Below are 8,575 nucleotides of genomic sequence, written 5' to 3'. Positions count from 1 at the left end.
CCCCCCCCCCCCCCCCCCCCCCCCCGGTCGATGCGTCAGCAGCAGGCGAGACGATCATCGTATCAAAGACCATCACCGGTAAAGGCGGCTGTACGGTTATGGCGGAGGGAGGGTACAATGCCGTTCTGAAATCCGCAGACTCCGTTGCAACACATTATGAGGACACGATGAAAGGCGGTGCCTTCCTCAATGATCCTGCACTTGTCGAGATTCTTGCCCGTGAAGCCCCCGACCGCATCCGCGATCTGTTTACGTGGGGAGCGGTGTTTGATCTCACCTGCGAAAATGAAATAGCCCAGCGTCCGTTCGGCGGTCAGCGATTCCCCCGTACCTGCTATGCCGGAGATCACACGGGCCATGAAATGGTGATGACACTTCTTGAAAAACTCCGGGGTTCACCCGTTGAGATCCGTGACGAACTCACCGTCATCGATCTTCTCAAGGACGGCAATGCAGTCACAGGCGCAGTCACCTGCGATCGGGAGGGAGAACTTGGAATCATCACTGCCGATGCGGTGGTGCTCGCAACCGGTGGTGCGGGTCAGGTGTATGACACGACGACCAACTCCACCGCAGGAACCGGCGACGGATATGCGCTCGGATACCGTGCGGGTGCAGAACTTATCGATATGGAGCAGGTGCAGTTCCATCCGACCGGTGCGGTGTATCCCTATGATACCCGCGGCCGCCTGATAACCGAAGCCGTACGGGGCGAGGGAGGGATTCTTTTGAACACAAAAGGAGAGCGGTTCATGGAAAAGTATGATCCTGCCCGGATGGAACTTTCCACCCGTGATGTGGTTGCGCGATCGATCGCCACCGAAGTTCTTGAGGGACGCGGCACGGAACACGGCGGTGTGTGGCTGGACGTAACCCATCTGCCAAAGGAACAGATCGAAACCCGCCTTCCCCTGATGCTGGAGCAGTTTCTCCAGTTCGGCATTGATATCCGCACTCAGCCGATGGAGGTTGCCCCGACCGCCCACCATTTCATGGGTGGTCTGCGGATTACACCGGAGGCGCACACTACCCTTCCGCATCTGTTTGCCGCAGGAGAAGTGACCGGTGGTGTACACGGCGGGAACCGCCTCGGCGGCAACGCACTTGCGGACACGCAGGTGTTCGGCCGCCGTGCGGGTCTGGCCGCTGCCGCGGTTCAGCGTACGGCGAAGCGTGCTGTTGATGCGGATCAGATTGCAGCAGCCGAGGAGCGGATCGCAAAACTTTACGAAGGAACTGCGGCGTCTGCGGAGGTTCGCCGGTCAATGAAGCGGATTATGTGGAATAACGTCGGAATCTACCGTAACGAACTGGATCTGAAGGTTGCCGAACGCGACATTGCAAAACTCCGGGCGACACCTCTGGGAATCTCCTCGCCGCGTGAGATCAGTGACGCCGTTATCACGGAAAATATGCTGCTCGTTGCTGCGCTCGTGATCGACGGCGCACTGCTCCGCCGTGAGTCACGCGGTGCCCATACACGGACTGATGTTAACGTTCCATGGACGAATGAAACCTCGCCGTTCGGCCACACCTTCTTCTCGAAGGCGAAGTCCGGGATTGAGATTCTGGAGGGACGGCTGTGAAGGTACGCATCTCGCGGTTTGATCCTGATGTGGATGCCGCCCCGCATGTAGAAATCTACGATGTCCGTGTTGAGAGCGGGGCGCGTGTGCTGAACGTGCTTGATGCGGTGCGGGACGAAATCGATCCGACGCTCGGATACCGGCACTGCTGCCGTGCCGGTCAGTGCGGTTCGTGTGCTGTCCGCGTCAACGGCGAGCCGGTACTTGCCTGCATGGAAGAGGCGCGTGAAAACGATCTGATCGAGCCGCTGGAGCTTCCCCGCATCCGGGATCTCATCACTGATATTGCACCCGTGATGGCACAGATAGCCTGGCTGAATCCGGGAACAGACGGGGGCGATGTCCCCGTCTGCGGCTGTGGCGTAACACACGAGACGATCGAAGAGATCAAACCGCTCCGTGAGTGCATTGAGTGTTACAGCTGTATCTCCTCGTGTCCTGCATTTGCAGCCTCCGAGTATGCCGGTCCCACCGTCATGCGGCAGGAACAGCGGCTGAATCTTGATCCCCGGGACGCCGGCGACCGTATTGAAGAGGCGATTGCCAAGGGTCTCTTTGCCTGTACGACCTGCCATAAATGTGTGGAGGTCTGTCCGAAGGGAATCGAAACTCCGCGGAAAGCCGTGGAAAAGCTCCGGGCCGAAGCAGCAAAGCGGGGTCTGTCCCTTCCGGCTCATCGGGCACTTGCCCGGCTGGTTGAAGAGACGGGGCGTTCCGTTGAGCGGAAGGAGACGCCGTTCCTCGAGCGCGTGCCGGATATCATTGAACCGGAGGGAGAAGTTCGGGCGACGGTCGGGTTCTTCGTCGGCTGCATGTTCAACGGCAGAGTGATTCAGCCGGCGCTTGATGCGATGGAAGTTCTCCGCAAAAACGGTATCCGGGTAGTGATTCCAAAAGATCAGGTCTGTTGCGGGTCTCCGCTGATCCGAACCGGCCTTTCCGGTTTTGTGCCGGAGTTGATGCAGCGTAACATTGCTGCGTTCGTGAACGCGGGCGTCGATACCGTTCTCACGATGTGCGCCGGATGTGGATCAACTCTCAAGAACGACTACGACACCCCATTCCGGGTTGCCGACATTACCGAGTACCTCTGTGAGATCGGATTTGTCCCTCCCGCAAAAGTTGCCGGGACCTACACCTACCATGATCCCTGCCATCTGCTTCGTGGTCAGGGAATCTCCGAGCAGCCGCGTGAACTTCTGCAAAGTGTCGCCGAAACGTTCGTCGATCTGCCTGCACGCTGCTGCGGTGCGGGCGGCGGTGTGAAGTCCGGCCGGCCCGATGAAGCCGCCGCCATCGGTGCTGTCCGTGCCGGGATGGTGAAGGCTACGGGTGCTGACTTTATTGTTACGGTCTGCCCGTTCTGCGAGTTTCATCTGCATCAGGTGACGGGGCTGCCGGTGAAAAATATTGCAACGCTGCTGCTTGAAGGGTACCGGGAGTAAGCGGTTTTATCATCTCTCACCCACCAATTAACTATAAAGCAGGTAATCCTCATGCGTCAATGTATGGACTCTCCCAATCTTCACCGCCGGCTGAAAAAGATCATCGGACAGCTGAACGCGATCGATAAGATGATCGATGAGGATGTGCCGTGCGAGGACATTCTTATCCAGATCAATGCGGCGAAGTCGGCGATGCACAAAGTAGGACAGATTGTGCTTGAGGGTCATCTGAACCACTGCGTAAAAGACGGCATCGAACACGGTGACGCAGAAAAAACCGTTGCCGAGTTCGCCAAAGCGATCGAACATTTTTCACGGATGAGCTGACAGGTTCCTCCTCTCTTTTTGTTGTATCTGAAAATCAGTTTCATTCCCGTATGTTTTTCAAAATACACATATACCAATACCCCTATGGGTATATGTGTATTGGTGTTACAAATGTTTGAAAGTGTGCTATTGAAACTGCGTGACGAAGAGATCCGAACCGTTCTGTTCATCCTCATTTCGGGTACAGCAGTTTTGATCAGTTTCCTCTGGGGAAAGGATCTTCCCGCAGATCCTGCCTGGATTGCGATAATCCTCTGCGGTGTTCCGATCATCATCGAAGCGGTGATCGGGCTTGTCACCCGTTTTGATATCCGTGCTGATGTTCTGGTATCCATCGCGCTGGTGGCTTCCGTTCTCATCGGTGAAACATTTGCTGCCGCAGAGATCGCGGTTATCATGCAGATCGGATCATATCTTGAAGAACGGACGGTTGCCAAAGCACGCGCCGGTATTGAAAAACTGATCAATCTTACGCCTCCTGTCGCACGGATCGTGCAGAACGGCGAAGAAAAAATCATTTCCGCCGACACCGTGCAGGTCGGCGATGTTCTCCGGGTACTGCCGGGCGAGACGATCGTCTCCGACGGTGTTATTCTTTCGGGATGCACGTCAATCGATCAGTCGGTGATGACCGGTGAATCTCTGCCGGTTGACAAACAGCCGGACGACGAAGTCTTTTCCGGAACTGTCAACCAGTTCGGATCGTTTGACATGCGTGCGACAAAGGTCGGCAAGGACAGCTCCCTTGCGAGAATGATTCGGCTGATCGAGTCAGCCGACGCAGGTAAAGCACAGATCGTCAGAACCGCCGACCGCTGGGCGACCTGGATTGTTGCCGCAGCTCTTACCGTTGCTGTTCTCACCTATCTTGTTACCGGCGACATTCTCCGGTCCGTCACCGTGCTCGTCGTGTTCTGTCCGTGCGCCATGGTGCTTGCAACTCCTACGGCAATCATGGCAGGCATCGGCAATGCGACAAAGTTCGGCATTCTTATCCGCGAAGGCGATGCCCTTGAACGGCTGAGTATGGTCCAGTACATGGTGTTTGACAAGACCGGAACGCTGACCTACGGAAAACCGGAGGTTACGAAAGTACATTCCATCAGCCCGGACATCTCCGGCGATGAACTGCTATCGCTTGCCGCATCAGCGGAGATCAGATCAGAGCATCCTCTTGGAAAATCCATCGTCCGCCGGTACACCGAACAGCACGGAACTGCACCGCCCCAGCCGGGTACATTTGTGATGCTGCCGGGAAGGGGAGTTGCGGCGGAGTGTGGTGCGGTCATGGTCCTTGTCGGCAACCCTGAATTGTTTGCCGAACATGATGTTTTCCTTCCGCCAGAACTTGTCAGTGCGGCTGAGGCATGTGTCCGGAACGGATCAACCATCATGTACGTTGCGGCGAACAGCCGTCCGGCAGGGTTCATCGCACTGGCGGATCAGATGCGGGAGGATGCCCCATCGGTGGTGAATGCAGTTCGGGCAATGGGTGTTTGTCCCGTTCTTCTCACCGGTGACAATCAGGCCGCCGCCGCCCGCATTGCGGCGGCGGCGGGCATCTCTGATGTACATGCCGAATGCCTCCCGTCCGGAAAGCTGGAGATGATCGACCGGTATCAGGAAGACGGTATCCGGGCGGCAATGATCGGTGACGGAGTGAACGATGCTCCGGCATTGAAAAGGGCATTCGCCGGAGTTGCCATGGGTGGGATTGGCAGTGATATCGCGGTGGACGCGGCGGATGTTGTTCTGGTGCGCGATGATCTCAGGTACATTCCCCATCTGTTCGATCTTGCAAAGAAGGTGATGCAGACCATCCGGATCAATCTGGCGCTCGCGCTTCTGCTGAACTTCGCGGCAATCGTTCTTGCAGTGACCGGCATTATCGGCCCGATCCTCGGAGCGCTGATTCATAACGTGGGATCGGTGCTGGTTATCATCAACTCGGCGCTGCTGCTTGGCTGGGAGCGGACGGAAAGGTAGTGTCCGCAATATTTTTTTTGTTCCGGGTCAACTGATGAATCATCTATGCAGACCATTCCCGCAAAATCTCTTCTCTCCGCATACCGCGAACCGGGATGGTTTGCATCAAATTATACGGTGAACATCTACCGCGGCTGTCCGCATGCCTGCATCTACTGTGATTCCCGCAGTGAATGTTACGGAATCGACGACTTCTCCGTTGTCCGGGCGAAGGAAAATGCGCTCGCCATCCTTGAACGCGAACTTTCCACAAAGAAACGGAAAGGTACCATCCTTACCGGTGCGATGAGCGATCCCTACAATCCGTGTGAACGTGAACAGGAACTGACCCGCGGTTTCCTCAAACTTGCGGACCGTTACCGGTTTGGTGTTGTTGCGATCACCAAATCCGATCTCGTCTGCCGCGATGCGGATCTGTTTGCTGCAATAGGCTCCCACTCCCCGGCGGCGGTAAACATTACGATCACTGCCGCAGATGATTCGGTTGCGAAGCGGATTGAACCACACGCCGCATCGTCATCGGATCGATTTTCTGCGATCGAAAAACTTTCCGCGAAAGATATTTTGTGCGGCGTCATTCTTCTGCCGGTGCTGCCGTTCATCACCGACACGAAGGAAAATATTTCCGCGATCGTTTCGCGTGCCGCAGAGTCCGGCGCAACGTTTGTGTACGCAGAGAAATATTTTGCCGTGTCACTTCGTGATCGGCAACGGGAGTACTTTTACGATCGGCTCGACGAACAATTCCCTGGTCTTCGCGAACGGTACGAGAGAATGTTTGGGGATCAGTACTGGTGCGGGTCGCCGGACGCGGAGCTGTGGGATACTTTTGTGCGGGAATGCAATGCGGCGGGCCTCCTCTGGCGGCATGAGGAGATCGATTCTCTTCTTCGCCGGCGTGGGGCGGCTGATGTTCAGTCGCGGTTATGGTAATTTGTTTCTGCGAGGGAAAGGTTCCATGCCAGATGGGATAGTCTGAGCTCCTCGCGGCAGTTTTCGATCACCAGCTCGTTTCCGTCAGTATACAGAATCATCCCGGTGAACTCATCTGCGGCGCAGAGCAGATGCTGTTCAGGATGGGTGCCGCGCCGGATATCGCACCGCATCTCGATTCGCTCCGCAGCCGAGACAACGTAGGAGAGCCTCCGGCTTGCGGGATGATCCTTTCCCAGTGCAATCACCGGCGTGTGGTAGGTCCGTATCATCTCCAGAAGATACAGGGCAGGCGCTGTCTCACCGCCTTCTGGGGCGGAGACAACAATCAGATCCCCCGGATATACGCCCTGTACCAGTTCTTCAGTATCGGTTTCGATGATCAGCGGAAATTTTTCCCGGGCACGTGCCGCGATCAGAAAAGAAGAGTGTCCTCTGATGAGGATTGGGTTGTCCCGCACAAACGGGACCCGGATAGTTTCCGGCATTGTCAGATCTCAGTGACGTCCTCGGACTGGCAGGAGGGGCACATCGGATGCTTGCCAAGACCGGTAAAGGTCTGGCCGCACTCGTTGCACCGGTATTTTTTGCCTTTTCCTTTCAGAGGATCGTTGAGGTCAACGTCGATTGGTCCGCCTGCGGAACACATACCAGAACATCGACGCGGGAGATGATAAGTGTTACCGCACAATCCCGATGTAGGGAAGGTTGCGGTACTTCTGATCCCAGTCCAGACCGTAACCGACGACGAAGTCGTTGCCGATGGTAAATCCGACGTAGTCTCCTTCAAACGGAACAACCCGGCACTCGTGCTTGTCAAGGAGGGAACATACGGCGAGGGATGCGGGGTTGCGTGTCTGCATGAGATCTTTGACGGCTGCAAGTGTTCTGCCGGTATCGATGACGTCCTCTACGATGATCACGTGTTTTCCGGCGACTGCGGTGTCCGGGACATCCAGCATCATGGTGACGGTACCGGTCGAGGATGTGCCTTCATAGCTTGCTGCCTGAATGTACTCCATGAAGACCGGGATAGTCAGGCATTTGGCAAGTTCGCATGAAAAAAAGCAGGCTCCTTTCAGAGTGGTAAGGAGAGTCACGGATTTTCCGGCGTAGTCGGCATCTATCTGTTTTGCAAGTTCCCTGATGCGTGCATCGATCTGTTTTTCCGGGATCAGCACATCAATTGTGTCCGCCATAAACTCTGGTATCTATACAGCATGACAAAAAATAATTCTGCCGGTGGCAGAGTCCGGGATTGTGATCAGACGAGTCTTTTTCCGAGTTCGTTTGCCTCAGTAATTTTCTCCGGAAACTTCTCCAGATCTGCCGGAGACATTAGCTGATTCTGCCAGACCGTCCCTGCGTAGGTGAATCCGAAGATACCGCAAACGGTGTTTTGGAAGTACTGTTCCATCGGCTGAATGGTTTTCGCATCGCCCGGGCCGCAGGTCAGCGCCACTGCAAATTTTTTTCCTGCCGGAATTCTCAGAGAAAAATCCGGGTTTAAGAGTGCCCACATGCGGTCGATAACCATGTATGCCTGTGCATTCAGTCGCCCGAAGTAGATCGGAGCACCAAAGATAATTCCATCGGCTGCGGCGATTTTTTCGTAGAGCATACTCATGTCGTCTTTCTGGGCACAGGTGTCATGCCCGCTTTTACAGTCTCCACAACCGATACAGGGATGGATATTCTGATCTGTCAGGCAGATGAGTTCCGTCTCGGCTCCAGCATCTTTTGCGCCGGCAAGAACGGATTCCACCAGTTTCTGACTGTTGCCGCCTTTTCGCGGACTTGTTGCAATTCCTATTATTTTCATTTTCACCAGTCTTTTATTTGGTGGTATCACTCATAAATGGGGTAGGATGTATTATGCTATATACTATCAAAAATAATAGTTACTCCGTTACAATGCCCCCTGGAAAAAAAGTGAACTATCCGGTTGCCTGTCCGGTGTACCGGGCACAGCGGATCATCGCCGGAAAATGGAAAATATGTCTGCTGTGTTTAATGAACAGCGGTACCAAACGATTCAGCGATCTCTACCGCAACATGTCGGGAATAACGCAGGCAATGCTGACCAAACAACTGAGGGAGTTGGAAGAGGACGGTATGATCTCGCGGTATGTCTATCCGGAGGTTCCGCCAAAGGTTGAGTACTCACTTACGGAACTTGGCCGGAGTTTCATACCGATTATTCAGGAACTTTCGCGCTGGGGCAGCTGCCACCTTCCGGCAGCGGACGATGAAGTGGTGATGCCGTGCTGTAATCTCAAAAAAGAGTAAAAAAATATT

10 protein-coding genes are annotated in these 8,575 nt (G+C 55.1%); 6 read left to right on the top strand and 4 right to left on the bottom strand.

The window, feature by feature from the left end:
* From tfrA to O0S10_RS03465, 5 genes are all read left to right on the top strand, one after another.
* On the top strand, positions 1-1,586 hold a 1,586-nt coding region (tfrA, locus tag O0S10_RS03485; protein ID WP_268924516.1), incomplete at its 5' end, for a fumarate reductase (CoM/CoB) subunit TfrA.
* Positions 1,583-3,031, top strand: a complete 1,449-nt coding sequence (tfrB, locus tag O0S10_RS03480; RefSeq protein WP_268924515.1) for a fumarate reductase (CoM/CoB) subunit TfrB — start codon at positions 1,583-1,585, stop codon at positions 3,029-3,031. The genes tfrA and tfrB, both read left to right, overlap by 4 nt.
* 63 nt (positions 3,032-3,094) lie before the next feature.
* Positions 3,095-3,358 carry a metal-sensing transcriptional repressor gene (locus tag O0S10_RS03475; protein WP_268922059.1) on the top strand — a complete coding sequence of 88 codons (264 nt, stop codon included), beginning with the start codon at positions 3,095-3,097 and terminating at the stop codon, positions 3,356-3,358.
* Positions 3,359-3,469: 111 nt separating this feature from the next.
* Positions 3,470-5,344, top strand: a complete 1,875-nt coding sequence (locus O0S10_RS03470) for a heavy metal translocating P-type ATPase (protein ID WP_268924514.1) — start codon at positions 3,470-3,472, stop codon at positions 5,342-5,344.
* Between the two features lie 45 nt (positions 5,345-5,389).
* Positions 5,390-6,277 (top strand): SPL family radical SAM protein, encoded by an 888-nt coding sequence (locus tag O0S10_RS03465; RefSeq protein ID WP_268924513.1) that lies wholly within the window; start codon positions 5,390-5,392, stop codon positions 6,275-6,277.
* Here O0S10_RS03465 and O0S10_RS03460 read toward each other — a convergent pair.
* The 4 genes from O0S10_RS03460 to O0S10_RS03445 form a co-directional block, all read right to left on the bottom strand.
* Complete coding sequence (locus tag O0S10_RS03460) at positions 6,259-6,765, bottom strand: alpha/beta hydrolase (protein ID WP_268924512.1); 507 nt, start codon at positions 6,763-6,765, stop codon at positions 6,259-6,261. The genes O0S10_RS03465 and O0S10_RS03460 overlap by 19 nt on opposite strands.
* A gap of 2 nt (positions 6,766-6,767) precedes the next feature.
* On the bottom strand, positions 6,768-6,926 hold the full coding sequence (locus tag O0S10_RS03455) for a hypothetical protein (RefSeq protein WP_268924511.1): 159 nt from the start codon (positions 6,924-6,926) through the stop codon (positions 6,768-6,770).
* A gap of 31 nt (positions 6,927-6,957) precedes the next feature.
* Positions 6,958-7,476, bottom strand: coding sequence for a hypoxanthine phosphoribosyltransferase (gene hpt, locus O0S10_RS03450; protein WP_268924510.1), 519 nt, complete (start codon positions 7,474-7,476; stop codon positions 6,958-6,960).
* 65 nt (positions 7,477-7,541) lie between these two features.
* Positions 7,542-8,099 carry a flavodoxin family protein gene (locus O0S10_RS03445; protein ID WP_268924509.1) on the bottom strand — a complete coding sequence of 186 codons (558 nt, stop codon included), beginning with the start codon at positions 8,097-8,099 and terminating at the stop codon, positions 7,542-7,544.
* Between the two features lie 92 nt (positions 8,100-8,191).
* Between O0S10_RS03445 and O0S10_RS03440 the strand changes: the two genes are divergently transcribed.
* The gene (locus O0S10_RS03440; protein WP_268924508.1) at positions 8,192-8,566 is read left to right on the top strand and encodes a winged helix-turn-helix transcriptional regulator; all 375 of its coding nucleotides are present in this window, start codon (positions 8,192-8,194) and stop codon (positions 8,564-8,566) included.
* Positions 8,567-8,575: the final 9 nt, after the last annotated feature.

The sequence above is a fragment of the Methanocorpusculum petauri genome, assembly GCF_026891975.1.
Taxonomy (GTDB): domain Archaea; phylum Halobacteriota; class Methanomicrobia; order Methanomicrobiales; family Methanocorpusculaceae; genus Methanocorpusculum; species Methanocorpusculum petauri.
The sequence above is the reverse complement of the archived record's forward strand: the minus strand, read 5'-3'. Positions and strand labels throughout refer to the sequence as shown.